22 protein-coding genes, 1 tRNA gene, 1 other RNA gene and 1 pseudogene are annotated in these 26,111 nt (G+C 65.9%); 14 read left to right on the top strand and 11 right to left on the bottom strand.

Annotated elements, in window-relative coordinates:
• Positions 1–21 precede the first annotated feature (21 nt).
• Together J7I84_RS10215 and J7I84_RS10210 are read right to left on the bottom strand one after the other, a co-directional pair.
• On the bottom strand, positions 22–2,202 hold the full coding sequence (locus tag J7I84_RS10215; protein WP_214944124.1) for a glycogen debranching N-terminal domain-containing protein: 2,181 nt from the start codon (positions 2,200–2,202) through the stop codon (positions 22–24).
• A gap of 59 nt (positions 2,203–2,261) precedes the next feature.
• On the bottom strand, positions 2,262–3,323 hold the full coding sequence (locus J7I84_RS10210; protein WP_214944122.1) for a glycosyltransferase family 4 protein: 1,062 nt from the start codon (positions 3,321–3,323) through the stop codon (positions 2,262–2,264).
• A 218-nt stretch (positions 3,324–3,541) separates the two neighbouring features.
• On the opposite strand from J7I84_RS10210, the gene J7I84_RS10205 reads away from it, so the two are divergent.
• Complete coding sequence (locus J7I84_RS10205) at positions 3,542–4,240, top strand: DsbA family oxidoreductase (protein ID WP_214944120.1); 699 nt, start codon at positions 3,542–3,544, stop codon at positions 4,238–4,240.
• A gap of 35 nt (positions 4,241–4,275) precedes the next feature.
• Complete coding sequence (locus J7I84_RS10200; RefSeq protein WP_214944118.1) at positions 4,276–4,926, top strand: TetR/AcrR family transcriptional regulator; 651 nt, start codon at positions 4,276–4,278, stop codon at positions 4,924–4,926.
• 14 nt (positions 4,927–4,940) lie between these two features.
• On the opposite strand, the gene J7I84_RS10195 is transcribed toward J7I84_RS10200, so the two are convergent.
• Together J7I84_RS10195 and J7I84_RS10190 are read right to left on the bottom strand one after the other, a co-directional pair.
• On the bottom strand, positions 4,941–5,615 hold the full coding sequence (locus tag J7I84_RS10195; protein WP_214944116.1) for a LytR C-terminal domain-containing protein: 675 nt from the start codon (positions 5,613–5,615) through the stop codon (positions 4,941–4,943).
• Positions 5,608–5,907 carry a type II toxin-antitoxin system VapB family antitoxin gene (locus tag J7I84_RS10190; protein WP_210411385.1) on the bottom strand — a complete coding sequence of 100 codons (300 nt, stop codon included), beginning with the start codon at positions 5,905–5,907 and terminating at the stop codon, positions 5,608–5,610. The genes J7I84_RS10195 and J7I84_RS10190 overlap by 8 nt, the downstream gene beginning before the upstream one ends.
• Before the next feature lie 147 nt (positions 5,908–6,054).
• Here J7I84_RS10190 and J7I84_RS10185 point away from each other — a divergent pair, with 147 nt between their 5' ends.
• Both J7I84_RS10185 and J7I84_RS10180 read left to right on the top strand, forming a co-directional pair.
• Positions 6,055–6,984, top strand: coding sequence for a hypothetical protein (locus J7I84_RS10185; protein ID WP_214944114.1), 930 nt, complete (start codon positions 6,055–6,057; stop codon positions 6,982–6,984).
• 84 nt (positions 6,985–7,068) lie between these two features.
• Positions 7,069–8,706: a stealth family protein gene (locus J7I84_RS10180; protein WP_214944111.1), complete on the top strand. Its 1,638-nt coding sequence runs from the start codon at positions 7,069–7,071 to the stop codon at positions 8,704–8,706.
• Positions 8,707–8,760: 54 nt separating this feature from the next.
• On the opposite strand, the gene J7I84_RS10175 is transcribed toward J7I84_RS10180, so the two are convergent.
• Positions 8,761–9,690 (bottom strand): phosphodiesterase, encoded by a 930-nt coding sequence (locus tag J7I84_RS10175; RefSeq protein ID WP_214944109.1) that lies wholly within the window; start codon positions 9,688–9,690, stop codon positions 8,761–8,763.
• A gap of 160 nt (positions 9,691–9,850) precedes the next feature.
• Positions 9,851–10,363 (bottom strand): glutathione peroxidase, encoded by a 513-nt coding sequence (locus J7I84_RS10170; RefSeq protein ID WP_214944107.1) that lies wholly within the window; start codon positions 10,361–10,363, stop codon positions 9,851–9,853.
• A 107-nt stretch (positions 10,364–10,470) separates the two neighbouring features.
• Here J7I84_RS10170 and J7I84_RS21905 point away from each other — a divergent pair, with 107 nt between their 5' ends.
• On the top strand, positions 10,471–11,232 hold the full coding sequence (locus tag J7I84_RS21905; protein WP_311381116.1) for a hypothetical protein: 762 nt from the start codon (positions 10,471–10,473) through the stop codon (positions 11,230–11,232).
• Between the two features lie 95 nt (positions 11,233–11,327).
• Here J7I84_RS21905 and J7I84_RS21900 read toward each other — a convergent pair.
• Positions 11,328–11,633, bottom strand: a pseudogene (locus tag J7I84_RS21900) (M23 family metallopeptidase); the annotation flags it as partial.
• Between the two features lie 622 nt (positions 11,634–12,255).
• Between J7I84_RS21900 and J7I84_RS10160 the strand changes: the two are divergent.
• The gene (locus tag J7I84_RS10160) at positions 12,256–13,191 is read left to right on the top strand and encodes an oxygenase MpaB family protein (protein ID WP_214944103.1); all 936 of its coding nucleotides are present in this window, start codon (positions 12,256–12,258) and stop codon (positions 13,189–13,191) included.
• Positions 13,192–13,270: 79 nt separating this feature from the next.
• On the opposite strand, the gene J7I84_RS10155 is transcribed toward J7I84_RS10160, so the two are convergent.
• A tRNA-Ser gene (locus J7I84_RS10155) sits at positions 13,271–13,355 on the bottom strand.
• 393 nt (positions 13,356–13,748) lie between these two features.
• Between J7I84_RS10155 and ffs the strand changes: the two genes are divergently transcribed.
• The 4 genes from ffs to J7I84_RS10135 all read left to right on the top strand — a co-directional run bounded on the left by ffs (position 13,749) and on the right by J7I84_RS10135 (position 19,642).
• Positions 13,749–13,845: signal recognition particle sRNA small type (gene ffs, locus J7I84_RS10150), an RNA gene on the top strand.
• Positions 13,846–13,866: 21 nt separating this feature from the next.
• Positions 13,867–17,382, top strand: coding sequence for a DNA polymerase III subunit gamma and tau (locus tag J7I84_RS10145; protein WP_214944222.1), 3,516 nt, complete (start codon positions 13,867–13,869; stop codon positions 17,380–17,382).
• Between the two features lie 75 nt (positions 17,383–17,457).
• Positions 17,458–18,057 carry a recombination mediator RecR gene (recR, locus tag J7I84_RS10140; RefSeq protein ID WP_141158226.1) on the top strand — a complete coding sequence of 200 codons (600 nt, stop codon included), beginning with the start codon at positions 17,458–17,460 and terminating at the stop codon, positions 18,055–18,057.
• Between the two features lie 226 nt (positions 18,058–18,283).
• Positions 18,284–19,642 carry an aspartate kinase gene (locus J7I84_RS10135; protein WP_214944102.1) on the top strand — a complete coding sequence of 453 codons (1,359 nt, stop codon included), beginning with the start codon at positions 18,284–18,286 and terminating at the stop codon, positions 19,640–19,642.
• An 81-nt stretch (positions 19,643–19,723) separates the two neighbouring features.
• On the opposite strand, the gene J7I84_RS10130 is transcribed toward J7I84_RS10135, so the two are convergent.
• Together J7I84_RS10130 and J7I84_RS10125 are read right to left on the bottom strand one after the other, a co-directional pair.
• Positions 19,724–19,939, bottom strand: coding sequence for a hypothetical protein (locus tag J7I84_RS10130; protein ID WP_214944100.1), 216 nt, complete (start codon positions 19,937–19,939; stop codon positions 19,724–19,726).
• A gap of 118 nt (positions 19,940–20,057) precedes the next feature.
• Positions 20,058–20,300 (bottom strand): hypothetical protein, encoded by a 243-nt coding sequence (locus J7I84_RS10125; protein ID WP_214944098.1) that lies wholly within the window; start codon positions 20,298–20,300, stop codon positions 20,058–20,060.
• Positions 20,301–20,377: 77 nt separating this feature from the next.
• Here J7I84_RS10125 and J7I84_RS10120 point away from each other — a divergent pair, with 77 nt between their 5' ends.
• From J7I84_RS10120 to J7I84_RS10105, 4 genes are all read left to right on the top strand, one after another.
• Positions 20,378–20,851, top strand: a complete 474-nt coding sequence (locus J7I84_RS10120; RefSeq protein ID WP_214944096.1) for a MarR family winged helix-turn-helix transcriptional regulator — start codon at positions 20,378–20,380, stop codon at positions 20,849–20,851.
• A 75-nt stretch (positions 20,852–20,926) separates the two neighbouring features.
• Positions 20,927–21,490, top strand: coding sequence for an SSI family serine proteinase inhibitor (locus J7I84_RS10115; RefSeq protein WP_214944095.1), 564 nt, complete (start codon positions 20,927–20,929; stop codon positions 21,488–21,490).
• Positions 21,447–22,400: a 3-methyladenine DNA glycosylase gene (locus J7I84_RS10110; protein WP_214944093.1), complete on the top strand. Its 954-nt coding sequence runs from the start codon at positions 21,447–21,449 to the stop codon at positions 22,398–22,400. The genes J7I84_RS10115 and J7I84_RS10110 overlap by 44 nt, the downstream gene beginning before the upstream one ends.
• The gene (locus tag J7I84_RS10105; protein WP_214944091.1) at positions 22,397–22,729 is read left to right on the top strand and encodes a serine protease inhibitor; all 333 of its coding nucleotides are present in this window, start codon (positions 22,397–22,399) and stop codon (positions 22,727–22,729) included. The genes J7I84_RS10110 and J7I84_RS10105 overlap by 4 nt, the downstream gene beginning before the upstream one ends.
• 89 nt (positions 22,730–22,818) lie before the next feature.
• Here J7I84_RS10105 and J7I84_RS10100 read toward each other — a convergent pair whose 3' ends face one another.
• Positions 22,819–25,950 carry a S8 family serine peptidase gene (locus J7I84_RS10100; protein WP_214944089.1) on the bottom strand — a complete coding sequence of 1,044 codons (3,132 nt, stop codon included), beginning with the start codon at positions 25,948–25,950 and terminating at the stop codon, positions 22,819–22,821.
• Between the last annotated feature and the right edge of the window lie 161 nt (positions 25,951–26,111).

Below are 26,111 nucleotides of genomic sequence, written 5' to 3'. Positions count from 1 at the left end.
GCGGTTCAGTTGCTGGGTGGTTCAGGCTCCCGGATGGTTCAGCCCGTGATCGACCGGACTGCCGACAAAACCGTTCGGCGGGTAGGCCAGCGGCGGGCGCGGCTCGGCCAGGAGCTTGAGGCCCGGGGGCAGCCCCTCGATGTTGCCCGTTGTCCCGGCTGCGCTGATAGTGACCCGGCTCGAGTCCAGCATGACGTTTTCCGCCCGGAACGAGCCCACAACCTCGGGCAGGATGGGTGACAGGTGCACCACGCCGCGGGTGAAGACGGGATCGAAGCGGAGCAGGATCCGTGCCAGCTGGATCGGAGCAGCCGCAGCCCATGCCTGCGGGGAGCATGCGGTGGGGTACGGCACCGGGCTGGGGAACTCGCCCCGGTCAAAGCCGCAGAACAGTTCCGGCAGCCGGCCGTCAAAATGTGCTGCGGCGTCGAAGATCCCCAGGGCCACCCGCTTGGCCTCATCAACAAAGCCGTAGCGCATCAGGCCAGTAGCCACCAGCGCGGTATCGTGCGGCCAGACGGAGCCGTTGTGGTAGCTGACGGGGTTGTAGGCGCCCATGTCAGAGGCCAGCGTACGGATCCCCCAGCCCGTGAACATTTGCGGAGACATCAGGTGCTCCATCACTGACACCGCTTTGTCCTGGTCCACGATGCCGGTCCACAGGCAGTGGCCGATGTTGGAGGTCAGCGCGTCGACCGGACGCTTGTCCTTGTCCAGCGCCACGGCGAAGTAGCCCTTGTCCGGCATCCAGAACTTCTTGTTGAACTCCTCTTTGAAGGCCGCGGCCTTGTCCGCCCAATACATCTCCAAAGCGGTGTCACCGCTCCAGTGCGCCAGCAGTGACCTGCCCAGATAGGCCGAGTACACATAGGCCTGGACCTCGCACAGGGCGATGGGGGCCTCGGCGATGGTGCCGTCAGCGAAATTGATGCCGTCCCAGGAGTCCTTCCAGCCTTGGTTGACCAGGCCGTGCTCGTTGGCGCGGAGATATTCTACGAATCCGTCGCCGTCCCGGTCGCCGTACTTTTCGATCCATTCCAGTGCACGGTCTGCGTGTGCCAGAAGCGGCTGGATCTTTTCCCTGGAAAGTCCCCAGCGGCTTAGTTCGCCAAGGACCGCTACGAAGAGCGGGGTTGCGTCCGCTGTGCCGTAGTACGCGCTGCCGCCCAGGGAGAGTCCCGCCGTCACGCCCAGTCGGACCTCGTGCGGGATCCGTCCCGGTTCCTCCTCCGAATCCGGGTCTACTTTCTTTCCCTGGATCCCGGCCAAGGTCTGCAGGGTGCCCAGCGCCAGGTTCGGGTTGACCATCATGCTCATGTAGGAGGTCAACAGGGAGTCCCGCCCGAACAGGGCCATGAACCAGGGTGCGCCGGCAGCTACCGCTGCCCGTTCAGGGTGGTGTGCGTCGAAGATGCGCAGCGCACCAAGATCGCTCTGGCTCCGGTTGAGCAGGTCCTGGAGATGGGAGTCCTCGATGCTGATCCTCGGGACGTTTTCCTCCCAGGCCAGGTGCCGGCGCACGCCTTCGCGGTGGTGTGGCAGCTGTCCTTCCTTGAAGGGTTTTTCCGGAGCTTCCCCGTTCACCAACGGCACCACGATCACGCTGACGGCCCATTTCCCCCGCGCCGGAACAGTTACACGGAAGCGCAGGCCGTCAGTGCTGACTTCCGCACCACGGGCCCCGACGGCGGACCCGCGCTGCTGGCCGTGCCGGGCTGCCTCGATGACAAGCCGGCCCTCCGACACCGTCCGGCTGGTGTCATCCGGGCCCGTGGTGCGCCCGCCCTTGACGTCGAACAGGTCGGCCTGGTCAGCGTCCACGAGGAGTTCGATATCGCATTCCACGGGTTCGGCTGCGTAGTTTTCCAAGGTGATGTCGTCCTGCAGGCCTGGGCCGATATGCCGGACCTGACGGACCACCAGCGGGCTGTCGAACCTGCCGTCCGGCCATTTTGCCCGCCCCACGAAGGTGGCCTGGAACGGTTGGGGCCGCTGGGCAGAAAGCGGTTCGCGGAGCGACCCGTTGATCCGCAGCATCCAGCGTGAAACGATCCGCGTGTCCTGGTAGAAGACGCCGTTCGTGCCTGCATCGGGACTGATGTCGCCGCTGCCGGACGAGATACAAAAGGATGAGCCCTCCAGGACAGTCACTGAGCCGGATTCGGACACCGTTGCCTCATTGTCTGCATTCCAGGCGGTCATGGAAAAGACTCCCTTCTGAGGGGACGCTGCCCCGGTGGATCGGGAAAGCAGTTCTGCCCCTATCGATTCTGGTGCAACCGAGTACCGTGCGGAACCCCTGGAGGCAGCCTCCCTTCAATAAGGTCGCTGTAGAGTTCCAGGTGCTCGCCGACCATCCGTTCCGCACTGAACCTCTCCACCACCGCGTTGCGGCACTCCGCCCTGTCCAGGGCCGCAGCTGCCGGAACCAGCCCGGCCAGTTCCGCCGTCTTTCCCAGGAACCCTGTGCGCCCGTGCTTGACAATCTCCGGGGCGGAGCCGATGTAGGTGCCGATTACGGGAGTGCCGGTGGCCAGGGCCTCGATCATCACCAGCCCGAACGGTTCGGCCCATTGAATCGGATTCAGGAAACCCAACGCCTCCCCCATCAGCCGGTACTTTGCGGCATCATCCACCTCGCCCACGAAGTCCTCATTGGGTCCCAGCATCGGTTCGATGACTTCCCGGAAGTAGCGCACCTCCTCCGGTTCCCGCATCTTGACCGCGATCTTGAGGTGGATCCCGGCCTGCCGCGCGATGGTGATGGCTTCTACCAGTCCCTTGTCCGGCGACGACCGTCCCACGAAGCACAAGTATCCGCCGCTTCCGGTGCCCACCGGTACGGCGGACAAGTCCATGCCGTGGTGGATCACGCGGGTGACCGGAACGTCGGGGGCATGGGAAGCCTGGTCCCTTGAAATAGCAATGACGGCGCCCTTCCGTGCGACGGCTCGGTAGATATCCGCCGCCTGCGCGTGAAGGGGGCCGTGGATGGTTGTGGCCACCGGCACCGCGACCGGCCGGTGCAGGTAGAGGGGGCCGGCCAGGGTGTGGTCGTGGATGATGTCCACGTCCTGGAGCCCCTCGTACGCCCTGACCACGTGGCTGAGCTCGGAGAGCGTGGTCCCCAATCCGCCGTAATCGGTGGGCCGCATCCCGGGAACGAGCTGCACTGGGCATGTGCTGTCCGCGGGCGCCGCCAACAGCACCTCATGCCCGGCCGCCGCGAAGCCCCTGGCCAGCGTGTCCACCACTCGTTCGGTTCCACCGTAGGTTGCCGGCGGCACCGTAATCCACGGCCCTGTCACAAGTCCAATCCGCATTCCTGGCCTCACAGGTTTGACAGGCCGGGCTCCCCAGCTGGCCGGGCGGTACTCCACCGGGCATGGGCATCCACCGCGGTGTTTAAGCTTTGAACGGGCCTCCTGCTTGACCTCTGATCCGACTATTCCGCAGGAAAGCCCCCACCACAAGACCTGCTTGTGGGGCATCTCATAGTGGCACCCGGAATGGTGGCCGGAGCCTGCAGGTTGTGCACGGCATGAAGATTGAGATCTGGTCAGATGTTGCCTGCCCGTGGTGTTTCATCGGCAAGCGCCGGTTCGAGGCTGCCCTGGCAGCATTTCCGCACCGTGAGGCTGTCGACGTGGTGTGGCGCAGCTACCAGCTGGACCCAACATTGCCGGACCACTACGACGGGACCGAACTGGAGTACCTGAGCAGCCGCAAGGGCATGCCGGCCCCGCAGGTTTCGGAGATGTTCGAGCATGTGGCAGAGCAAGCCAAGGGTGAAGGGCTGGACTACAGGTTCGACAAGGTAGTGGTGGCCAACAGTTTCACCGCTCACCGCCTGATCCACCTCGCGGCAGCCCATGGCAGGCAGGATGCGGCCAAGGAGCGCCTGCTCAGCGACCACTTCGAGCACGGCAAGGACATTGGAAACCGGGATTACCTGTCCTCCCTGGGCCACAGCCTGGGCCTGCCGGCCAACGAGGTGGAGGAACTCTTCACCACGGACAAGTACTCGGACGAGGTCCGGTTCGATTTCCAGGAGGCCCGTGGCCTGGGGATCAGCGGGGTCCCGTTCTTCGTGATAGACCGGAAATTCGGGTTGTCCGGCGCCCAGCCCACGGAGACGTTCGCCGCTGCCCTCCACCAGGCGTGGCAGGACGCCAACCCCCTGGTCCTGGTCAATTCCGCGGAAGCCGAGGCCTGCGGCCCGGACGGCTGCGCGGTCTAGCGCCTTTTACTGACACATCGCGGTAAAGTGTCTCTATGCCCAGGATTTCAGCGGCCAGCAACGCCGAACAACGCGCGGACACCCAGCGCCGTATCCTCACCGCTTTCGGCGAGCTCCTTTTCACCCACGGCCTGCCAGGGCTGACCATGACGGACGTGGCCCGGCACGCAGGTGTGGGCCGCACCGCCGTCTACAACTACTACGCGGACATCGAAGAACTCCTGATCTCCTACGCCCTGGACGAGACCGAGAAATTCCTCTCCGACCTGCGCGAATCGCTGGGCCGGCTGGAGAATCCCGTCGAGCGGCTGGCCCTGTACGTCCGCGCCCAAGTGGTTGACCTCAGCCGCCGCCACCTCCCGCCCGGACCTGCCATGGGGGCGGTGCTGTCGCCGTCGTCCTTTGCCAAGCTCTCCGACCATGTGGGCGAGCTCAGCGTCCTGCTGCAGGGCATCCTGCGTGACGGGATGGAGCAGGGGTACCTTCCGGTGGCGGACGCGGGCCAGCAGGCCCAGCTGATCCTGGGCACGTTGTCCTCCAGCGCCGCGAGGGGCAGCGACGAGCCCGCCGAACTGGAGGCGCGCGTAGCCCGGACCGTGCGCTTCATCCAGTTGGGCGCAGGTGCAAGGTTCGACGACGGCGGCCGGCCCCTCCGGGTTGCCCAGCTTCCGGCAGTGGCCGGCTGAGTCCCCAGCGTCGGTCAGGGCGTTGGAGCGGCGGCAGGCATGACGGGCAGTTTGTCCGTGTCCGCTGTGCGTCGGTTCTCCCGTGGGCAGCTGAGCTTCCCGGGCGTCTGGTCCACCAGTTCCGGCGGGACGAGCGCCTTGTAGTCCTGCGCCAAAATCACGTCAACGCTGGCGTCGGTCCTGCCGTCCTGGAAGTAATCCGATCCGGGCACGTGGCGCTGCACCGTGAACGCCGCCGCTTGTCCTGCAGCACCCGACACCACTGCGGCCACGCCCCGGTAGCCGGCCTTGACGTTCGATACGTTCCCCACCACGAACTTGCGTGCCAGGAATTCATCCGCCACGGAGCGGGCAAGACCGGGACGGCTGGTGGAGTTGTAGACGTTCAGGTTGATCTTGTCGGCAGGCGTGTAGTCGAACATCGAGGCCGGGCACGAAGACACCGCGGTCGGGGCGGGCTCGGCGGAAGGTATCTTCAGCCGGCCATTGATGATGGCCAGGGCAAGGATGATCCCTGCCGCGATCACGCCGATCAGAATGACCAGCACCACCCCGTGCAGCACGCGGCGGCGAACCCTGGCCGTCTCGTCGGCATCCTTGACCGCTTCCATGGCGGCACGCAGCTCGGGCCCGGAAACAACGCGGTGGCCATGCAGGACCCCGGGGTCCTTTGGCCGCCTGCTAGCCATCGAGCACCAGGACCCGGGCATGGATCGCAGTGCGCTGGTGCAGGGCGGTCCGCACCGCGCGGTGCAGTCCGTCCTCAAGGTAAAGGGTCCCCCGGTACTGCACCACGTGCGGGAACAGGTCACCGAAGAATGTGGAGTCTTCCGCCAGCAGCGCTTCCAGGTCCAGGGTGCGCTTGGTGGTCACCAGTTCGTCCAGCCGCACCGGCCGCGGCGGCAGCGACGCCCACTGCTTGGGAGTGCTGTAACCATGGTCGGGGTAAGGGCGGCCCTCGCCCACAGCTTTGAATATCACCATGCCACAGTAGGCACCGCGGTGCCCCAGCGAAAGTAGCAGGGCTGGGGCACGCCAGGTTGTAGCCAAACAGTGACCATCCGCCCCACTGCCCGGTCCGCAGGCGCCCGCACGGGACGGCGCCGGTCCTGCTGACAGAATGGACCCATGACAGTATCCGAGTCCCCTGCCGTGTCCGCGCCCGGAATCCGCCTGCCGTCCGCACCGCCGCTGGCGCTCCTGCTGGACGTGGACGGGCCCGTGGCCAGCCCCGTGACCCGCGACGTCAAGCCCGGCATCATCGCGGACCTGGTGGCCCTCGCAGCTGCCGGGATTCCCGTCATCTTCAATACCGGCCGCTCGGACGCCTTTATCCGGGAGCAGGTCATGGAACCGATGATCGCGGCGGGCATTCCGGCAGGCACCGTCATCCACGCCATCTGCGAAAAGGGCGCGGTCTGGTTCAGCTATACCTCCGCCGGCCCGGGTCCCATCCATGTGGACCGGGAGCTTGCCGTTCCGGCGGCATACGGCGACGATGTCCGCCGGCTCGTGGCAGAGGACTATGCCGCCCACATGTTCTTTGACGAGACCAAGCGCGCCATGGTTTCCGTGGAGCAGCACATCAACGTGCCCAGCGCCGACTACCTGGCAGAACAGAAGCTGTTCGATGCCGAGGCGATGGAACTCATGGCACGGCACGGGCTGGGCGTTGTCCGGCTTGACCACCACGCACCGAATTCCGACGACGAGGTGGACTACCGCGTGGATCCCACCATCATTTCCACGGACATTGAGTCGGTGCGGCTGGGGAAGGACCTGGGCGCCAGCCGCGCGGTAGAGCTTCTTGCGGCCCAGGGGATCACACCCCAGGCGTGGCGGACGGTGGGCGATTCACGCACCGATTACGCGATGGCGGACTGGCTGCACCACAATGACCATTCCGTTAAACATGTCGACGTGCGGCCGGCGGACGGCGTGCCCAGCAAGCCTTACCCCGTGCTGACGGCAGCTGACCTGGGCCTGGAGCCCACGGTGATCCACGACGACGCCGGCGGTGCTTTCCTGCGTGCCTGGCGGGAGGCGCTGGACGCCTAAGCCTGCGCCGGCCGCCGTCGCCCGTTTCTGCCCGCGCGGCCGCAATTTCGCCCTGAAATGTTCCGTTACTCCGGCAGGGCTATCATGCAGGTAAGAACGCCCACTTCCAGCAGCGCGGAGACAACCATTACAGAAGCACCGGTCCAGGACGAGGTCTACTACGGCGCCCAACCGTCCGTGGAAGAAGAATTTCACGCCGAGATCACGTCGGCGGCGGCTGAGCAACGGCTCAAGAACCGGCCTGACGTCATCCGGTACAAGGGCCGCTATGCCCTGATCAATGACACCAGGACCCCCTACCAGGCCATGGTGGAAGACCTGCTGTTCCTGCGCAACGTCCTGGCCAACGCAGGCCTTGCGTACCTCCTGGTCCGCGGCAACAACGACCGGCCCGTGGTGGCCCTGGACTGGAAGGACCGTAAGAAGCTTCGGGCTGCCTTGGTGGAGGCGTGCCGGGACGAGCCCTTCTATTCCATGACCGTGGACGCCAAGAAGAAGACCTCTGTCCTGGTGGCGGACGGTGAGCTGTCCCCCAACCGGCAGGGACGTATCTTCCGGCTGTACCGGCCGCGGGTGGAGCCGGTGGGCGGCTTTGAATTCGGCGCTTCTGCCGGCGTCCAGATCGAGCTCTGGTCCTTCGAGGGCGAACAGCTTACCCTTCCCATCGAGAACTCACTGACACGCAGGACGCTGCTGCGCCAGGATGCGGTCCGCGGCACCGTGGAACGCTACGGCCACACCTGGCCCACCATCGAGAACATGTTTGCGGACCATGCAAGCGACATCAGCTTCGACATCGACATCGTTTTCTCCTGGGTGGACGGAAGCTCCCCGGAATACATCGCTGCCCGCCGCGCCCAGCAGCAGGGCGTTGTCCTGGGCGAGGGCGACGACCATGAGGCCCGGTTCCGGCAAATAAACGAACTCAAGTACGCACTGCGGTCCGTGTACATGTTTGCGCCCTGGATCCGCCGCATCTTCATTGCCACGGACTCCCCCGCTCCTGCCTGGCTGGCAGAGCACCCGTCCGTCACCATCGTCCGGAGTGAGGAGTTCTTCTCCGATCCCTCAGTGCTGCCCACGCACAACTCCCAGGCGGTGGAATGCCAGTTGCAGCATATCGAGGGGCTGTCCGAGCACTTCCTTTACTCCAACGACGACATGTTCTTTGGCCGGCCGGTGGGCCCGGACATGTTCTTCACCCCCGGAGGCATCACCAAGTTCATCGAAGCGGAAACCAGGATTGGCCTCGGCGAGAACGACGCCGAGCGCAGCGGGTTCGAGAATGCGGCCCGGGTAAACCGCAAGCTCTTGTGGAACCGGTTCGGCCGGATCACCACCCGCCACCTGGAGCACACTGCCGCTCCCCTGCGGCGCAGCGTGGTGGACCAGATGGAGGAGGAGTTCCCTGAGGAGTTCCGGAAGACGGCGGCCAGCCGGTTCCGTGCGGCGGACAACATCTCCGTGACCAACTCCTTCTACCACTACTACGCCCTGCTCACCGGCCGCGCCGTGACGCAGACCGCGGCAAAGGTGCGCTACGTGGACACCACCATGCGCTCCGGCCTCAAGTACCTGCCCAAGCTGCTCGCAAAACGGAACATGGATTTCTTCTGCCTGAACGACGGCAGTTTCCCTGAGGTCAGCGCGGACGAGCGCGCCGAGGTGGTGACCGACTTCCTGGAAAGGTACTTCCCCATCAAGGCGCCCTGGGAGAAGTAGCCCAGCCTCACGTTGAGCCAGCCGACGCAGGGCGGCCCCTCTTGCGGAGCCGGCCTAGCGCCGGGTGGGGACGCCGAGCTTGGCGCTGCCTCGCTGCTTCGTGGTCTCCGGAATCCGGACCCCGGCAGCCTCCAGCCGCCGGGCCGTCTCTTCGGGAGACACGTACTCGCCGACCGTAGGCGCACCGCCCATCGGCACCACGGAGTGCACGATGGTGTGTTCGTATACGTGCACCAGGTTGAAGGCCTGTCCGCCGTCCTGCCCGCGGGTTCCGCCCACGGGTACTGTCAGGTCCTGGGTGTAGCAGGAGGCGGAAGCGACCGAGACGGGGACCCCTGCGAAGCTGGCCGTGGTGGAGTAGTGCAGGTGGCCCGCCAGGATGGTGCGGACATCCGAATTGCGCACCACTGCCGCCAGGGATGCCTGGTCCCGCAGTTCCACCAGGACCGAAAGGTCCAGCACCGACGGAACTGGAGGGTGGTGGAGGGCCAGGATGGTGCCGTCCGGGGCAGGGGTTTCCAGCTGGCGGGCCAGCCACTCCAGCTGTGCTGCGCTCAGTTCACCATGGTGGAAGCCCGGGACAGTGGTGTCCAAAGTGATGACGCGCAGCCCGTTGATGAAGTAGCTGCGGTCCACCGGCTCCTCACTGCCGGGCTCGTCGAGGAGGCCCTGACGGAAGCTGGCCCGGTCGTCATGGTTTCCCATGGCCCAGATGACCTGGGCGCCGAGTTCCTTACAGGCGGGGTCGACGATGGCGCGCAGCTTTGCATACGCGCCGGGATCACCCTTGTCGGCGAGGTCGCCCGTAAAGATTACGGCCTCCGGCCTGGCTTTGGACGCTTTGACTTCGTCGAAGAGCTGGATAAGCCTGGCTTCGCTGTCGACGGTTCCGTAGAGGGGTTCTGGACCTCCCAACAGGTGGGGATCACTCAGGTGGAGTAGGAAGTGGCGTGGCCGGGGATGTTCGGCCTCGATGTGCTCCATTGCTACCTCTATGGTCGGTGGGAAGCCGTTCTTCCCTTGTACCCTTCAGTAATATTTATCCAATCAGACATTTGGCAAACTTGGGGTGAATCGCCGTTGCTGATGTGGAAAAAGTTAGAAGAACTGCGCTTTCGCAGAGCAAATTCGGCCAGCCGCCCGTTTATCCGAGTGCCAAGTCGATAGCGTCGATGACCTCTGCCGAGTCGGGCTCAACGGTGGGGGCGAAGCGGGCCACCACGTCCCCCTCGCGGTTGACCAGGAACTTCTCGAAATTCCACTTCACCATCCCCGGCAGCAGCCCGGTCTTGAACTTGGTGAGCTCGGAATAGAGCAGGTGCTGGTTCCTGCCGCGGACCTCTGCCTTGGCCGTCAGCGTGAACGTGACACCGAAATTCCGTTGGCAGAACTCCGTGATGTCGCTGTCGGTCCCCGGTTCCTGCCCTGCGAACTGGTTGCACGGAATGCCCAACACTTCGAACCCCCGGTCGCGGAACTTCCCGTAGAGAGCCTCCAGGGCGGCATACTGCCGGGTGAATCCGCAGTTGGAGGCCACGTTGACCACCAACACCACTTTCCCTTTGAACTGGCCGAAATTCGTCCTGGTGCCGTCGTTCAGGATCAGCGGGATCGGGTAGAGGGTCCGGAGGCTGCGTGTGGGGGAAAAGTTGCTCATACAGGCCCTTCGGTGCCGGGAGCCGCATGTACGGGTCAGGAGTGGAAATTCCCTAGGCCGGAGGCGCCGTCGGTGCTGGTTGGGTCAAGGTAGGAGTAGGTGTCGGCGTGGGCGTTGGGGCCGGTTCCGCGGGCGGCGCGATCGGAGCGGGTGCCGGCGCGACAGTGGTAGGTGCAGGAGCGGGAGCGGTCGTTGGGGCGGGAGCAGGAGCCGGCGCGGGAGCGGGGGCTGGGGCGGGAGCAGGTGCAGGAGCCGGCGCTGGTGCAGGCGCTGGTGCAGGCGCGGGAGCAGGCGCTGGTGCAACAACGGTTGGCGACGGCGACGGGCTCGGCGAAGTGGGGGCAGGCGACGGCGACGGGCTCGGCGAAGTGGGGGCAGGCGACGGCGACGGGCTCGGCGAAGTGGGGGCAGGCGACGGCGACGGGCTCGGCGAAGTGGGGGCAGGCGACGGCGACGGGCTCGGCGAAGTGGGGGCCGGCGACGGCGACGGCGACGGCGTCGGGCTCGGCGCAGCGGGCGACGGCGTCGGGCTAGGAGCTGTCGGCGACGGCGTCGGGCTTGACGGCGCAGCCGACGGATCGCTCGGTACCGGGCCGGGCGATGGCGGGGCGGCATTTGCCGCCGCTTCAGCAGGGGGCAGCTCCGTCGTCGTCAATTGCACGTTGGGAGGAGGGAGCACAATGCCCGTTACCCGGTCCGGCGCGGGCGCCGGGCCGGGTACCAAAAGCGGCGGGAAGGGCGAAACCTGGAGCCCGGCTGCGGGAAGTCCGTCTCCCGCGTCGATCTGGAGGGGGATGGTCCAGCTGATCCTGCCGCCGGATAAGCCGACGCCGGGCACGTATGACACCATCTGGGCCGGAGGCGCCTGATTCAGCGCGCGGAGCTGGAGGAAGCTCCATCTGAGGGGATTGGTGTAGCGGCCGTTCAGGATGGCCTCGAAATGCAGGTGGCAGCCCGTGGACCAGCCGGTGGTGCCCACGCGCGCGATGACCTGGCCCACCTGCACCTGGTCACCTGTGTGCACGCCGATGGCTTCCAGGTGGTTGTAGGTGGTGATGAGCCCGTCGCCGTGGTCGATCTCGATCCGGTTGCCGCCGCCCCAGGGGTGCCAGCCGGCTGCCCTCACAACACCGGAATCTGCTGCGTATACGGGCGTCCCGCAGGGGGCTGCATAATCCTGCCCCAGGTGGAAGTCTCCCGCTGACCCGCTGATCGGACTGACCCGGAAGCCGAACGGCGAGCTCGGGTCCAGTAGCTGAAGGGGTGACATCAGGAAGCCTGCCAACGGCCTGCCCGCGCCCGCCGGGCCAACTGTCAGGGCAGTCGCGGAGTGCTGGTCCACGCCGCCGATCGCGGTGTGCGGGAAGTCAAGGGTGACCTGCGGATTGGACAGGATGGCGGGCGGAAGCGCGGCCCCTCCAACCTGGTCCGTCGCCGTCGCCGTCGCCGTCGCCGTCGATTCGGTTTGCGCTTCCCTGCCGTTAACCGTTCCGGACTTTTCCGGAATTCCGAACGGGGCGGCAGAGTCCGGGGTGGTCCCAGTTCCGGCCACCGAACGCGCGAACTGTGGCGGCTCTGCGGAGCCTGCAGAAAGGTTCACTGCACAAACGGACGCGGCCAGCACGCCGGCAGCAGCGACGGCGCGGGCAACGGGAGAAAAGGTACGCTGGTCCGGTTTCCGGCTACCGGGCACGGAATTCTTGCCCATTGACTGACTCCACGACGTGGCCTGCCGCACGTTGTCTCGACGGTACGTCCCATGGGACCACAGGACCGCAGGCGTGGGAACCCAGTAGCCGGACATTGCGGGTTTTTTGTGGGCGGTTAGGGGATCGGGTCCGCGATCCGCTGCTGGATCGAGCCCTCGTAGCGGAAATGGGCAACAATGTCTCATGCGCAATGTCCTTCGTATTTGGCAGGACGAAATCAAAAAGACCTTCTCAGGCAGGGCTGATGCCCCGCCGGACTGGACGCTTAAGCTGGCCGACGGCGACGATTCCGGCTACCACCTGCCCGGTTCGGCAGTGTGGGCAGTTCACGGCTCCATGACGCCCATCGTGGGCGGAATCCGCACGCTGCTCATGCAGTCGCTCCATCCGGGCGCACTGGCGGGGGTCCATGAGCATTCCAACTTCCGCGACGATCCCCTGCGCCGGCTGGCCAACACCATCCGCTGGATCTTTACCGTGACCTACGGTTCCACGGCGGCCGCGGAGCAGGCGACGCGGCGGGTCCGGCGCCTGCACGAGCCGGTCCAGGGCAACTACAAGGACAACGACGGCGAAGTGCGCACCTACAGTGCCAATGATCCCGGGCTGGCGAACTGGATCCACCTAGCCTTTACGGACGGCTTCCTCGCGGCCCATAAGATTTGGGGCGGCCCCATTCCCGGCGGCGCGGACGCCTACGTTCGGGAGTGGGCCCAGGCGGGGCAGCTGATGGGGGTGGAAGACCCCCCGCTGACCGAAGCGCAGATGCGCAGCCAACTGGACCAGTGGTATTCACAGGGTGAGCTGCGCGCGGACAACCGGGTCAAGGAAACAGTTGAGTTCATCCGCAATGCTCCGCTGCATCCCCTGCTGAAGCCTGGTTACAGGATCCTGTTTGCCGCTGCCGTCTACAGCTTGGAACCCCGGTACCGGCAAATGCTCGGACTGTCTGTTCCACGGCTGGGCCCGTCTCCCCTCCCGGTGCGGCTGGCGACAAAGGCGTCGCTCGGCGTCGTCCATTTTGCACTGGGCGGCCCTCGGAGACGGATGGGCCCCAGCGAAACAGCAGCGAGGCAGCGCCTGAGGCGGCTTGGTGAACCGTTAGCGGACGTGGCCTGACCATCAATGAAGGACGCCGCGACGGCGGCGGAAAAGCAAGAACCCGGCCCCGAGGTTCCGGGGCCGGGTTCTTGACCGGCGGAGAATGGGGGATTTGAACCCCCGAGGGCGTTAACCCAACACGCGTTCCAGGCGTGCGCCATAGGCCGCTAGGCGAATTCTCCAACTGCTTCTGAATCAAAAGCAGGTACTAGATTACCTGAAGTTTTCCGCATCGCCCAATTGGCACATCCGGCGGAGGTTTTTCAGGGCCGCATCACCGCCCTGAAGCGGTGCGATCCAATCCCTTAACTTGAAAATGGACGCCCCCAACGCGCCCATTTCCTGTTGCACCGTTGAGCTGCCGGGTCCGTCCCGTTAAGCCAGGCCACGCAGCTCACAACCTTGAGATTGCCCCAATCGGTGTACATACCCATGATCGCGGGTGGGGTGGAGATTAGCAATGGAAATTCATGTCCGGCGACGCTTTTGGCACCGCGCGGGGGACATGTCAGGGCCTCGAGGCGACGGCGCCGAGCACCGATTCGAGTCGCGCCACATGTTCGGGTAAAGTATCTGACGGCCCCTCATGTGGCGTCATCCTGTTGAACTCCCCCAGGACCGGAAGGTAGCAAGGGTAGACGGGCTCTGGCGGGTGCATGGGGGGTCTTTACTATTCCCCCACAGGGCGGCATGATGTCAGCCCGGATTGGTAGGGTTTTCTCTGTGACAGTTACTACCGCCCTGTACCGCAGATACCGTCCCGACTCGTTCGCTGACGTTATCGGGCAGGAGCATGTCACCGAGCCGCTGATGACGGCTTTGCGGAAAAACCGCGTCAACCATGCCTACCTTTTTTCCGGCCCCCGGGGCTGCGGCAAGACCACTTCCGCCCGGATCCTGGCCCGCTGCCTCAACTGCGCCCAGGGCCCCACGGACACCCCCTGCGGAACCTGCCCCAGCTGCATTGAGCTGGCCCGCGGCGGCTCGGGCTCCCTTGACGTCATCGAGATTGACGCCGCGAGCCATGGCGGTGTCGACGACGCACGGGACCTCCGTGAGCGCGCCACCTACGCACCGGTCCGGGACCGCTACAAGATCTTCATCATTGACGAAGCCCACATGGTCACCTCTGCCGGGTTCAACGCCCTGCTGAAGATCGTGGAAGAGCCGCCGGAACACATCAAGTTCATCTTCGCCACCACGGAACCGGACAAGGTCATTGGAACCATCCGTTCCCGAACCCATCACTACCCGTTCCGGCTGGTGCCGCCCGAACCCTTGATGGCCTACCTCGAGTTGCTGTGCCGCCAGGAAAACGTTCCCGTCGCCCCGGGCGTCCTGTCACTTGTCATCCGGGCCGGCGGCGGCTCCGTCCGTGACTCGCTCTCCGTCCTGGACCAGCTCATGGCAGGCGCCGGACCCAACGGACTGGACTACGAGCTTGCCGTGGCGCTGCTCGGCTACACGCACGCATCGCTGCTGGATGACGTCGTGGAGGCCGTGGCTGCTTCCGACTCCGCCACCGTTTTCCGCGCCGTGGACAGGGTCATCCAGACGGGCCACGATCCCCGCCGGTTCGTTGAGGACCTGCTGGAGCGCTTCCGTGACCTGATCATTGTCCAGGCGATGCCCGAAAGCGCCCACGCCATCCTTCGCGGGATGCCGGCGGACCAGATCGCCCGCCTGCAGAACCAGGCCCACAACCTTGGCGCCGCGGAACTTTCCCGGGCCGCGGACGTCACCAACACGGCCCTGACCGAAATGACCGGGGCCACGTCTCCCCGCCTGCACCTGGAACTGCTGTGCGCCCGGATCCTGCTGCCCAGCTCCGAGCAGAGTGAGCGCGGCATGGCGGCGCGGATCGACCGGGTGGAGCGGCGGCTGAACTACGCAGGGAACGACGTCGGCGCTCCCGCAACGGCGGCGCCGGCAGCGCCGGCGAAAGCTCCAGCTGCCACTCCTGCCACCTCCTCCCCGGAACCCCAGCGCGCGCAGGAGCCCGCGTCCCAAGAGTCGTCCGCCCAGGCTGCTCCAGCCGCCCAAGAGTCGTCCGCCCAGCCCGCACCGGCCGCGCCCACACCCGTCCAGTCCGCGGACCGCACGTTTGCAGCGCCCACTTCAGCAGCGACCATGCCGGTGAGTCCGGCTCCAGCCGGACCGGCTGTCTCCGCGGCGCCCGGGTCCGGAGACGGACAGGCTGCTCCCTCCGCTGACGGACCCCGCAGCCCCCTTACACCGCCCCGGGTCAGCACCAGCGACTGGCCCGTCGAGGAACCTGCCCGGGCACGGACTCCGCAGGCTTCCGCTGCTGCGGGAACCAATAACGCGGCCCACCAAACCTCTTCGGCGCCGGAAACCAATGCATCGCCTCAGGAAACCCCTTCGCCGCAAGCCAATGCAGCGCGCCAATCCAATGCATCGCCTCAGGCAACGGAAAACCAACAGAGGCCGGAAGCGCAGGCGCCTTCCCATCAGGCCCCGGCGCCCCACCGGGAGGTACCCGGCGTGTCCGCCCCAGCCACTCCCCCGGCCATGGGCGATGTGGAGGTCCTTCGCAGGGCCTGGCCGGACGTCCTGCAGGCACTGTCCAAAATCAAGCGCAGCACCTGGGCCCTCGTTGAGCCCAATGCGCAGGTCCACACCTTCGACGGCAATGTTTTGACTCTGTCCTTCACCACGTCCGGGCTTGCCGGTGCCTTCGGCAGGGCGGACCACTCCGACAATTTGCGCCAGGCCATCCACAGGACCGTCGGCATCGACTGCCAGATCCAAGCAGTTGCCGGCGGCGCTAGCCACGCGAGCTCTGAGCCAAACCCAAAAGTGCCCGCCAGCCCGGTGGTTCCGGCCACTTCAGCTGACGTTGCATGGGGGCTTGCTCCTGCGACCACACAGGCAGCCCCTCCGGAGCAGGTACCCGCAGCCGCGGCAGCCCCCGGGCCACCGCTGGGAGGGAGCCCCGGGCGCTCCGGGAGCACCGCCGTTGCCGCCAGTTCCGCCACTGCGGGCAGCACACCCCCTGCCGGCAGTGGCGGGACTTCCACTGTTGCCGGAAGTCCGTCGGACGCACCCACGGTTACAGCGGCGGCTGCCACTTCTCCAGGGGCACGTCCTGTGGCCGGCGCCGACCCGCGCGGCGGCAACCATGGGATGGTGGAGCCCGGCCGCGCCGCTGCCAACGGCCCGGGAACCCCTGCCGGCGCGTCCGGCACGGACCCCGTCCAGTCGACGTACCCGGCGGCGGGAGGCGATTACTCCTACTCGGATGACGACTGGGGGCCGCCGCGGGATGAGGACGCTCCCCCTTTGGATGAGGAGCCCCCAATGGACTGGGAGCCCTCTGCAAGTACCGGCAACCGGGCGGTGCCGTCAACCCCTGGCGCCGGTGGCCGTCAACCCGTGGGCGGCGGCGACACTGACGCTGCCGCACGGCCCCAGGGGCCTGCAGCCGATGGCCCCCACCCTGGCACCGCTACCCAACCCGCTGCCCAGCCTGCTTCTGCTGCCCACGACCCCTGGACCCGGGCTGTGGAACAGGCACCCGGCGTATGGGTGGTCGGAGACGAGAGCAATGTCGGCGCCAAAACCGCACCTGCTTCCGGGAACGACAACATCGGCGCATCGGCGGCCGTCCCCCATTACGCGCCCGCAACGGCCCAGGTGCCGCCCTCCATCCCTGTGGCACCGGCGTCCGCGGCTACTGCCGCCTCAGGACCCGGCTGGTCCCCTGGGGTGGTTTCCGGCCCCGGCCAAGCGGAACCTGCTGCGGGAACCTACCAGCCGGCGTCCCCCGACCGCGTTCCGGTACCGGAGTTCGCCATGGCGGCCGCCGCGCCCGCCCCATTTGCCCAAGCCCCGGTCACCCAGGCCTCGGCTCCGCACGCCGCGGTTGCCCAGGCAACGGTTACACAACCCCGCCCCCAGCCGGGGACTGCTGCTCCGGCTTCCGCACCGGCGGCCGGACGAACGGAATCGCGGCAAAGCCTTTACCAGCGGCTGTCCAACAGCCCTGAGGCTGAGGCTGGACGGGCCAAGGCACCGGCCAGGGCCGCTGCTGCCCCGAGTTCCTATGTCCAGGACATACCAAGCGCGGATGATGAAACCATCGAAGAGTCGGGCGTGTTCGGCCGGGCCGCCGTCGAACGCATATTGGGCGGAAAGCTGATCGAGGAGCGGTCCCTGGACGGGAGCCCTGTCACGCCACGTTATTGACGGCCGGGGCTGCCGCCGGGGCCTGCCCAATTTTCTTGATTCATCTGCTATTCACACCAAACTAAAGAGGGAAACGTGTACGAAGGTGCTGTCCAGGAGCTGATTGATGAGCTCGGACGCCTTCCTGGAGTGGGGCCCAAGTCCGCACAGCGGCTGGCGTTCCACATCCTTGAAGCCGACCCCCAGGACATGAAGCGGCTGGTTGAGGCCATCACCACCGTCAAGGAACGGGTGAAGTTCTGCACCGTCTGCGGCAACGTCACGGAACAGGAGCTGTGCAACATCTGCCGCGACCCGCGCCGCGATCCCGCCGTCATCTGCGTCGTTGAGGAGTCAAAGGACGTCCTGGCGGTGGAGCGCACCCGTTCGTTCCGCGGCCGTTACCACGTGCTGGGGGGCGCCATCAACCCCATCGCCGGAGTGGGACCGGAACAACTGCGGATCCGCGAATTGCTCACCCGGCTGAACGACGGCGAAATCCAGGAAGTCATCATCGCCACCGACCCCAACCTGGAGGGTGAGGCGACGGCCACATACCTGGCCCGCATGCTCAAGACGATCGGCATCGCAGTCACCCGCCTTGCCTCAGGCCTCCCCGTGGGCGGTGACTTGGAGTATGCCGACGAGGTCACTTTGGGCCGCGCCTTCGAGGGCCGCCGAAACGCTTTGGGCTGAGGCACCCCGGCGGCCTCCCGCCGTCGTACTTCAACCCGGGCCGGGCCTTCCGCCGCCCCGTCTTGCGCACCAACTCACGCTCGCGCCACAGCGCACCAGGGCCGGAATATGGTCACAATTCAACGTCCCTTTGGACGCGGCGATAAACTGTCGGAGGAAAGCCGCGCCGTCCAGCGTCAGGCTGCCTGGCCTCCAGAACTCCAATTGACCCGATGAAGGTACGCGCATGAGTACGCCCACCACCGAAGTGCACAACGCAACACTGCCTCAGGCGGCACCCGCCTCCGGCGCGGTGACCAAACAACTCATTGTGCAGAAGTTCGGCGGCTCCTCGGTAGCGGACGCTGACGGGGTCAAGCGCGTGGCTGCGCGTGTAGTGGCTGCGCAGCAGGCGGGCAACGAAGTGGTGGTGGTCGTTTCGGCAATGGGCGACACGACCGACGAACTCCTGGACCTCGCTGCTGAGGTCACCGACTCCGCGCCGGCGCGCGAAATGGACATGCTCCTTTCGGCCGGCGAGCGCATCTCGATGGCGCTGCTTGCCATGGCCATCAACAAGCTTGGCGCCTCCGCCCAGTCCTTCACGGGGTCGCAGGCGGGCATGATCACCGACGGCATCCACGGCAAGGCCCGGATTATCGACGTCGACCCGCACCGCATCCGCACCGCCCTGGATAAGGGCAACATCGCCATCGTGGCCGGCTTCCAGGGCATGAGCCGCGCCACCCACGAGATCACCACCCTGGGCCGCGGCGGTTCCGACACCACGGCCGTGGCGCTGGCGGCAGCCCTTGAAGCGGACGTCTGCGAGATCTACACCGATGTGGACGGGATCTTCACCGCCGATCCGCGTGTTGTCCCGTCAGCCCAGAAAATCGACACGATCTCCAGTGAAGAGATGCTGGAGCTCGCTGCCTCCGGCGCCAAGATCCTCCACCTGCGCTGTGTGGAATATGCCCGCCGGTTCGGCGTCCCGCTGCACGTCCGTTCCTCATTCAGCCAGCATGAAGGCACCTGGGTCATCCCCAGCGCCGACGACAAGATCACCACTCAAGAGGGAGTTGCCTTGGAGCAGCCAATCATCTCCGGCGTTGCGCATGACCGGTCCGAAGCGAAAGTCACCGTGGTCGGCGTCCCCGACATTCCCGGCAAGGCCGCCGCGATCTTCCAGGTCATCGCCGACGCGCACTCGAACATCGACATGATCGTCCAGAACGTGTCCACCCACGGCACGGGCAAGACCGACATCTCCTTCACCCTGCCCATCGTTGAAGGCGCCGACGCCCTCGCCGCCCTTCACGCTGCCCAGGACCAGATCGGCTTCGAGGCCATCGAATACAACGAGCAGATCGGCAAGCTCTCCCTGATTGGCGCGGGCATGCGGTCCCACCCCGGCGTCTCCGCCACGTTCTTCAAGGCGCTGTCCGACGCCGGCATCAACATCAATATGATCTCCACCTCGGAAATCCGCATCTCAGTGGTCACGCACGCCGATCTCCTGGATGAGGCTGTGCGCGTGATCCACAAGGCGTTCGGGCTCGACACCGAAAGTGAAGTGACCGTCTACGGCGGAACCGGCCGCTAGGAGCCAAAGAAAAGCCGGGCTGCCCCTCCATGGGAGGAGAAGGCAGCCCGGCTTTTTGTTTCTGGACGCGTCCGGTGAGGATCAGGTTTCGCGCTCCAAGTCTTCGCGCCGCACGGCGTAATGGTGGCCCGTTGAATCGGTCTCCACCACGAAATGCGAAAGGTCCTCTTCCGAGGCCTCTTCGAATTCGTCGTGTTTGTGCACCACGGGCGCATCGGCGTCCAGTCGGGTGGCAGGACCAAAGACGAAGCGGAGCCTCTCAGTCAGGCCCATGAAACTGGTAAGGACATGTGCCACTGTTTCCACCCCCTTCCCGAACATCGGGCGAAAGCGCACCCGGCTCCAGCAGGAGCCGGTGCCCTCATTTTATGCCCGTGACCTGAAAAAGGCGCCGCCGCCAGGTTGAAGGTATCGGCTACCGCAGGGACCGGTCCTCAGGGTTCCTTGGCACCACATAGGTGCTGCCGTCCGGCCTGGTGACGGTCTCCCACTGCTGTGTCTCTGCCTGGCGCTGGGCCAGGAGGCGCCGGTTCTCTTCGGTCATATCGTGCCCCAGCGCCGTGCGGCTGGCGGGACCGAATACGGCCCTCAACTTTCCGGTGGCGCGCATGAAGCGCTGGGAGGCGTTGCCCTTGTCCGCGGACCTGTCCCTGCCCATGAAGAGGTTCCTTCCACTCAGTGTTAACCTGCAATAAATGTACACTAATGATTAGGGCACTAACAGTTGGAGGGCAAATGACTGCTGCAGCGGCAACGGACTCAGAAGTAACAGACCCCGCTCATGACGAAGACCTGCTGCTTGAACATCAGCTCTGTTTTGCGCTGACGGTGGCGGCCCGCAGCGTGGTGGGCGCCTACAAGCCTGTGCTCGAAAAACTCAACCTCACCCATCCGCAGTACCTGGTAATGCTCTGCCTGTGGGAAGACAGCCCCCGCACCGTACGGAACATCAGCGAGGCCCTCGCCCAGGAACCGGCCACCATCTCCCCGCTCCTGCGCCGGCTGGAAGCAGCGGAGCTGATCACGCGGCGCCGCGCCGATGGCAACGAGCGCGCACTCGCCGTCGAACTGACTCCCAAAGGAGCCGCCCTGCGGCAGCAGGCCCTGCAGGTGCCGGGAACCATGATGGAGCGGCTGGGGTTGACCCGGGACCAGGTCACCGAACTGCACGCGTCCATGATGGGACTGATTGCCGCCACCTCCCGGTGAGTGATTGCGGCCAAACAGAAACCTGCCGGCATTGGCCAAGCGACTAGAATTACTGGACGAAGGAGAGGTGGCCCGATGCGGAAGACTCGGATGCTCGCAGCATTGCTGGCGGTTGGCGCCGGGCTGATCTCCGGTTGCAGCGGCACTCCTGACAGCGGCACGTCCCCGTCAACAGCCCCTTCCACCTCCTCGGCCAACCCTTCTCCCGCCGGCCCGGCCGCTCCCTCCCCCGATACGGAAACCTCGGTGCCGGCCCCCGCCCCCGCTACGTCCCGGCCAGGCGATGGCCCGGGGCAAGGTAATGCCGAACTCGCCATCACTGTTGTGCCGTCCCAGGGCGCACCGGAAGTGGACTACACCCTGGTCTGCACCTCAGGGACACCGGCCGCGGAAAGCAGTCATCCCAATGCCGCTGCCGCCTGCTCGGCACTGAAAGCCAACCCAGGCATCCTGGCTCCGGCGGCACCGGGAACCTCCCAGCCGTGCACGCAGCAGTACGGCGGCCCCCAGAAGGCGGCAGTCACCGGGATGGTGGACGGTGTTGCCGTGGACTCATCCTTTGCGCGGACCAACGGATGCGAGATCAGCGCGTGGGATGCCGCCAAGGACGTATTGGGCGCATCCGGTGGAGCCTCTTAGGCTGCTGGCGGCGGAGAGTGCCTGGGCAAGGGAAGAGGCCCACCTGGAGCGCGTCAGCCGCTATGCCGATCCCTACTTGGCCCGGCGGTCCGCGGGCCAGAAGCACCCTGTGGAGGATTTCCTCTTCACCTATTACACCCAAAAGCCCGGCCAGCTGAAGCGCTGGCATCCCGGCGCCAGGGCAGTCCTTACCGGCCCTCCAGCCACGGAACGGCTTGGTTGGAAGCATTACCGGATGCTCGACGACGGCGAGCTTGCCTCGTTGGGGCTGGCTGCGGGAAGCACCGCGGTCACCTTCGATCGGGGCGCCTTCTTGGCCGACCGCAAGGATGCAGTGGCCTTCGCCGGCGTCATCCTTCGCGGCACTGCCGCCAGGCCGGCCCAGTTCGGCTGCTTCGGCCTCCACGAGTGGGCCATGGTCTACCGGCAGGACAAGTTCGACCTCCGTCATGAATACCTGCAACTGCGGCTGGGGCCGGCCGGTACGGACAAGGTGGTGGAGGACAACAGGATCCGCTGCACCCATTTCGACGCGTTCCGGTTCTATACGCCGGATGCCATCCCGCTCAACGAGCATTCCCCCAGCCGGGCGTCGCAGCGGCACATGGAGCAGCCGGGATGCCTGCACGCCAACATGGACCTCTACAAATGGGCGTACAAGCTGCTGCCGGCGCTGCCCAGCGAACTGGTGATGGACTGCTTTGAGCTGTCCTGGCGGATCAGGGCAATGGATATGCAGGCATCCCCGTACGACCTGGCCGACTGGGGCTATCCCGCCATCCCCATCGAGACGCCCCACGGCAAGGCTGCCTATGTTGAACACCAGCGCTCGTTCGCAGCGGAAGCGGGGGTCCTGCGCGAAAGACTGGCGGCAGAACTTGGGGCCATGTCAGAAGGAGCACCACGGTGATCGACCTGACCATCAGCATCCGTGACCACCCGGATGCCCCCGAACACGTGTTCCGGCTGGTATCCCAGGACGGGAACCCGGCTGCCGGGACCACCCTGCCGGAGCCCGTGGCGGCCCTGGCCGCTGTGGGGCGGTTCGGCGAGGACATCTTTTTCCCCAAGCCCGGACCGCCCAGGCTGTGCACGCAGCAGTACGGCGGGCCGCAGGTTGCCGTGGTCACCGGTACATTCCGTGGGCGCGCCGTCCACGCTACCTTCACCCGTACCGACGGCTGCGAAATCGCGCGCTGGAGAACCATGGGCCCCTTGCTGGGCGGGACCGCCACGTAGCTTCCTCCGGCGGCACGGAAAAGCGGAAGGAACAAAAAGGTCCCGGGCGGCCTGACGACCGCCCGGGACCTCCCCCATGCCTATCCGCTTCAGGTGCCGGGTACCGCCTGGGCCAATCCAAGCTGCGGAGCGCCGGCCGGGGCAGGGGCCGAACCCGCTCCCACCTGGACGTTCACCCAGGTCTTGATGCCGTTGCTGCCAAGGCTCAGCCTGGACAAGTAGGACCCATCAGAAAGGCCTGTCCAGTTCAGGGCGGCCGAGGTGGCCGTTCCGTTCGGCGCAACGATGGGGTTCGGGGTCACCGTCAGGTTGCCCGCGTCACCTGCGAACGTCACGGCCTGGACGGAAGCCGTGGCCGGCCCGTTGTCCGGTGTGGCGTACAGGTTGGCCACTACGTAGTAGGTCCCCGCCCGCGGCGACTCGATGTCCAGGAACTCACTGGCAGACGCGGTCGCCACCTGGGTCGCCGTCAGGCCGCCCGAACCGTTTGGTGCGTAGACCACCATGTCCCAGTCGACGTCGTTCGACTGCGCCTGGACGCCCAGCCGGGCCGACGAGGCGCCCGCCGGCACTTTCACCTGCAGCAGGGCGTTGTGCGCGTCATTGGTAGCGGCGTACGCGCCCGGCGTCTTGGTAACCGCGGTTTGGCTCACCGGCGCCAGGCCCTCCACCCCGACAGCGATGGGGCTGTCCGAGCCGGACACGAGGCCCATGGTCCCGCTGCCGGTGCCGGTGGCCGAGCTGAAGGAGAACGCCGGGGCGATCTGGGCATCCACCGGGCGGATGGCGATCGGTGACGTCACCGTCCGGGGGCCCTTCCAGGTGAGGCTGCCGGTGGTGAACTTACCGACGGGTGCGCTGACGTTCCGAATGGTCACGGTCACTTCACGGGTCTGGCCGGCCTTGGCGAAGTTCAGGGCCTTGGGTTCAACATTGACGTTGAAGCCCGGCATGTTCACCTCGGGACGGTACATGCCTGGAACCAAGGCGGTCAGCTTGCGCTTCACCTGGACTTCCCCCACCAGGCTGCCCAGGGCAATGGAGGGCAGGTTGAGGTCGCGGGCAGCAATGGTGCCTGCCTGTGGCGCTCCGGTGTCCACTCCCTGGCCGTTCAGGAAACCGAGCCAGTCCTGCATCCCTGAGTCGTAAACCAGTCCCGGGTCGAGGACACGGGTGGCATCGATGTGCCCGGCACCGCCCTGGAACGGGTCCGTGTTGGGGGTGCCGTCAGCGTTGACCAGAGGGTAGGCGGTGGTCATCATGGCGGACTTCACCATGGCGGGGGTCCACTTGGGCTGCTTGCCCAGCACCAGCGCCCCGAAGCCGGAGATGTGCGGTGCGGCCATGGACGTGCCGGACATGAATCCGAACTGGGCGCCGTGATTGCCGATGGTGGAGACGCCGGCCAGGACGTTGACGCCCGGGGCGGAGATGTCCGGCTTGAGCAGGTCACCGCCGGATGCGAGGGTAGGCCCGCGGGAAGAGAAGCCGGCAATTTGGGGTGCCGGTGCCGGGGGCAGGCCGGTCAAATCACCCTTGACCAGGCTTACAGTCAGCGCTGCGTTGCCTTCCAGCTTGGACTTCAGTTCCAGGCTCTTGGGAGCGTTGACGTGGACCGTGGGAACGACGTGGTTGTCGGCATCCTCGGAGCTGCTGGTGAGGTTCACCAGGATCATGCCCACGCCGCCCTTGTCCAGGACTTCCTTGCTCTTGGCGGTCCGGTCCACTACTCCGCGGTCGCAGACTACTACCTTGCCCGCAACTCTGGTGGCGTCGAGGGTTCCCGGGCCGCAGAGGTTGGGGTTTGCCGCCCCAGGGGCGGCGGCAGCAGCAGCCACGACGACCGGCTTGTCCACGACTTCAGACTTCATAATGGACGCGCCGCGGTACAACGATCCGTCAGATACCTTGACCGTTCCCACCAGCTCGCTGGGAAAGGTTGCCGCAGCCACCGTGGTCAGCCACGGAGAAGCGTGGTTCACGGTGGAGGCCGTGGGGCCGGAGTTTCCTGCCGAGGCCGAGACAAAGATGCCGGCGGCTGCAGCGTTCAGGAATGCCAGCGCCACAGGATCGGTAGTGCTGTCGTTGTTGCCCGAAATGGAGTAGTTCAGGACGTCGACGCCGTCCTTGATGGCTGCGTCCACCGCCTCAACCGAAGCGGAGGAGTAGCAGCCACCGGTGTCCGGGCTGGTGTCCTCCCAGCAGACTTTGTAGACGGAGACCTTGGCGGCGGGGGCCACGCCGGAGCCCTTTCCGAAGCTGGCTCCGTCGATCACCTGTTCGATATTGGCGTTGCCGGCGGCCGTGGTGGCGGTGTGGGTGCCATGGCTGCCCACGTCCACCGGGGAGATCTGCTCTTCCGGGGCCCGGTTTCCCGGTGCCACGTACTGGAGGAAGGAATCCGCGAAATAGCGCGCGCCAATCACCTTGGAGTTGCAGAGCGATCCGTCAAAGGCTGCTCCGGTCCCCTGGCCCTTTTGACATTCGCCCTCGAAAGTGGTGCCGTCCGCCTTGAGCATGGCGATCTTGCCGTCACCGGTGCGGTAGGGGACGCCGACCTGGGGGTTGCCCTGCAGCGGCTTCAGCGGTTCCCCCTGGAGGAAGGGGTTGTCCGGTGCGTAGCCGGAATCGATGACGCCTACCACTACGCCTTTGCCGGCGTTTGCCTCTCCACCGAACTGCTTGGCCCAGGCGCCGTCAGGCCCGGTGAGCTTGAGGAAGTCGGTGGTGGTGTAGTCGGGCTTGTTCTCGACGTCCGGTGCCACCGCCAGGACCCGGCTGTCCTTCGACAGGGCTCCCGCCTGCGCCGCAGTCAGTTCCGCCGTGAACCCGTTCAGGGCGGCAGTGTACTGCCTGGCTGGGGTGACTCCCTGGGCAGCTGCGACGTCACGCTGCTGTGTGCGCAGGTGGGCGTCGTAGGCCTTGTAGTTGGGACTGGCGGCGTCCAGCTTCCGGCCCTGCTGCGGTTTGGTTGCACCCAACCCGGCAGTTCCCCCCTCGTAAGCCGCGGCGGCAGGGCCGGCAAGTACCACAATGTACCGGCCGTCCTTGAATTGACTGTCCTTTGCGCTGGAGGAGGCGTTTCCCGCACCCTGGACGTCAGGCGCTGCCGAAGCGGGACCCACTGCCAGCGAACTCAGGATCAGGGGCAACCCGACGGCCAGCGCGGCCGCTTTCCGGAGTCCCCCAGCCCGCGAGGGGCTCTGTCCAGTTGATTTCACGTGCAACCCTTTCACGATGTGCCGCCCCGACTTGGTGGGCGCCCCGAACCACTGGTTGCAGCGGAAATTACAGGTTTTGTAATTTGCTGAGACCAGATTGTTCACACAGTACAGACTGAGAGCGCGATATGACATAGAGCACATTTGGAAAATTCCGCTTG

The organism is Arthrobacter sp. ISL-85, from assembly GCF_018613675.1.
Lineage (GTDB): Bacteria > Actinomycetota > Actinomycetes > Actinomycetales > Micrococcaceae > Arthrobacter.
Note: the sequence above shows the minus strand (reverse complement) of the source record. Positions and strands in the feature narration are given on the sequence as shown.

Coding starts and splice junctions, on each gene's coding strand:
- J7I84_RS10215 (WP_214944124.1), bottom strand. CDS start 2,202: ATGACCGCCTGGAATGCAGACAATGAGGCAACGGTGTCCGAATCCGGC.
- J7I84_RS10210 (WP_214944122.1), bottom strand. CDS start 3,323: ATGCGGATTGGACTTGTGACAGGGCCGTGGATTACGGTGCCGCCGGCA.
- J7I84_RS10205 (WP_214944120.1), top strand. CDS start 3,542: ATGAAGATTGAGATCTGGTCAGATGTTGCCTGCCCGTGGTGTTTCATC.
- J7I84_RS10200 (WP_214944118.1), top strand. CDS start 4,276: ATGCCCAGGATTTCAGCGGCCAGCAACGCCGAACAACGCGCGGACACC.
- J7I84_RS10195 (WP_214944116.1), bottom strand. CDS start 5,615: ATGGCTAGCAGGCGGCCAAAGGACCCCGGGGTCCTGCATGGCCACCGC.
- J7I84_RS10185 (WP_214944114.1), top strand. CDS start 6,055: ATGACAGTATCCGAGTCCCCTGCCGTGTCCGCGCCCGGAATCCGCCTG.
- J7I84_RS10180 (WP_214944111.1), top strand. CDS start 7,069: ATGCAGGTAAGAACGCCCACTTCCAGCAGCGCGGAGACAACCATTACA.
- J7I84_RS10175 (WP_214944109.1), bottom strand. CDS start 9,690: ATGGAGCACATCGAGGCCGAACATCCCCGGCCACGCCACTTCCTACTC.
- J7I84_RS10170 (WP_214944107.1), bottom strand. CDS start 10,363: ATGAGCAACTTTTCCCCCACACGCAGCCTCCGGACCCTCTACCCGATC.
- J7I84_RS10160 (WP_214944103.1), top strand. CDS start 12,256: ATGCGCAATGTCCTTCGTATTTGGCAGGACGAAATCAAAAAGACCTTC.
- J7I84_RS10145 (WP_214944222.1), top strand. CDS start 13,867: ATGTCAGCCCGGATTGGTAGGGTTTTCTCTGTGACAGTTACTACCGCC.
- J7I84_RS10135 (WP_214944102.1), top strand. CDS start 18,284: ATGAGTACGCCCACCACCGAAGTGCACAACGCAACACTGCCTCAGGCG.
- J7I84_RS10125 (WP_214944098.1), bottom strand. CDS start 20,300: ATGGGCAGGGACAGGTCCGCGGACAAGGGCAACGCCTCCCAGCGCTTC.
- J7I84_RS10120 (WP_214944096.1), top strand. CDS start 20,378: ATGACTGCTGCAGCGGCAACGGACTCAGAAGTAACAGACCCCGCTCAT.
- J7I84_RS10115 (WP_214944095.1), top strand. CDS start 20,927: ATGCGGAAGACTCGGATGCTCGCAGCATTGCTGGCGGTTGGCGCCGGG.
- J7I84_RS10110 (WP_214944093.1), top strand. CDS start 21,447: ATGCCGCCAAGGACGTATTGGGCGCATCCGGTGGAGCCTCTTAGGCTG.